This is a genomic window from Collinsella sp. LCP19S3_D3 (genome assembly GCF_052121455.1).
Taxonomy (GTDB): Bacteria; Actinomycetota; Coriobacteriia; order Coriobacteriales; family Coriobacteriaceae; genus Collinsella.
Window position 1 is genome coordinate 1 of sequence record NZ_JBQKEF010000048.1, and the last position, 1,378, is coordinate 1,378.

Here is a 1,378-nt window from a genome sequence, read left to right on the forward strand (position 1 = left end):
CCGCTATGGAAATCTTATCAGACCCGACGCCGGACATGCTCGCTATGCCCCGTTTCGACGACGGCGCCATCGATATGCAGGAGCTGCTTCGCAGACTCGCCGAGCAGGTCGTGAACGCCGTGATGGACGCCGAGGCCGACCAGCTCTGCGGTGGCGGGGCGAACAGCCGAAACGGCTACCGCGAGAGGTCGCTCGCCACCTGCGTCGGCACGCTGACGCTGCGCATCCCCAAGCTGCGCTCCGGCAGCTTCTTCCCGGAGGACGTGCTCGAGCGCTACCAGCGCGTCGACCGCGCCCTCGTTGCCGCCGTCGCCGAGATGTACGCCACGGGCACGAGCACCCGCAAGGTGCAGAGGGTGGCCGAGAAGATGGGCGTCTCCAGGCTCTCGAAGGACCAGGTGAGCGCAATCGCCTCGAGCCTGGACGCAGACATCGAGGATCTGTGCGGAAGGCCGCTCGACGGCTCGCCGGTGCCCTGCGTCTGGCTCGACGCGACCTACGTCAAGTGCCGCCGCGAGGGGCGCGTCGCCTCCACCGCCGTGGTCACCGCCATCGGCTGCGATGCGGGCGGCTGGAGGCGCGTCCTCGGTGTCGACGTGGTTGACACCGAGTCTTACGACTCGTGGCTCGCCTTCCTGCGGGCTATCCGCTCGCGCGGGGCGGCGGGCGTGCGGCTCGTCGTCTCGGACGCCCACCCGGGGCTCGTCCGGGCGCTCGGCGAGGTCTTCCAGGGCGCCGCGTGGCAGCGCTGCGCGGTCCACCTCATGCGCGACTGCATGCGCGAGGCCGGCTCCTGGCAGCTCAGGCGCCGCGTGGGCAGGATCGTGTCGCAGGTGTTCCGCGGGCGCGACGCCGCCACCGTGACGGCCATGTACCACGCGGCGTGCGACATGCTGGCGGGGTGCTGCCCCAGGGCGGCGGCGGTGCTGGAGGAGGCCGAGCCCGACGCGCTGGCCTACCTCGACTTCCCGCCGGCCCACTGGAAGCGCCTGCGCACCAACAACGTGCAGGAGAGGACCAACCGAGAGATAAAGCGCAGGTCGCGCGTCGTGCAGGTGTTCCCCTCCACGGGCTCGCTGGTGCGGCTCGCGGGCGCGGTCATGTGCGAGCAGGACGAGATATGGCAGGAGTCCAGGTACTTCTCGGAGGCGAGGATGAACGAGCTCTACGACGAGGGCCGCACACGCGGGATTGACGGGACGGTCGACTGGGCGCGGCTGGAGGCGGAGGCCAAGAAGATGATCAAATGGGACCTCGAGCTTGCGGATGTTAGCGCTAATCTAAAATTGACCACTTTCGCAAACGCATCTCGCCGAATGCGCTAACGCGCTTTCGCCGACCCCGCTAACGTACTTTCACCAACTGCGCTAACGGAACT

At 68.5% G+C, this 1,378-nt stretch carries 1 protein-coding gene; it reads left to right on the forward strand.

The window, feature by feature from the left end; all coding sequences use genetic code 11:
* Positions 1-5 precede the first annotated feature (5 nt).
* Entirely contained in the window at positions 6-1,325 is a 1,320-nt protein-coding gene (locus ACTQXM_RS08970) for an IS256 family transposase (protein ID WP_441537642.1), read from the forward strand.
* The last annotated feature ends 53 nt before the right edge of the window (positions 1,326-1,378 follow it).

What these genes read in the sequence shown, in the direction of transcription:
- ACTQXM_RS08970 (WP_441537642.1), top strand. Translation starts at nt 6, where the DNA reads ATGGAAATCTTATCAGACCCGACGCCGGACATGCTCGCTATGCCCCGT.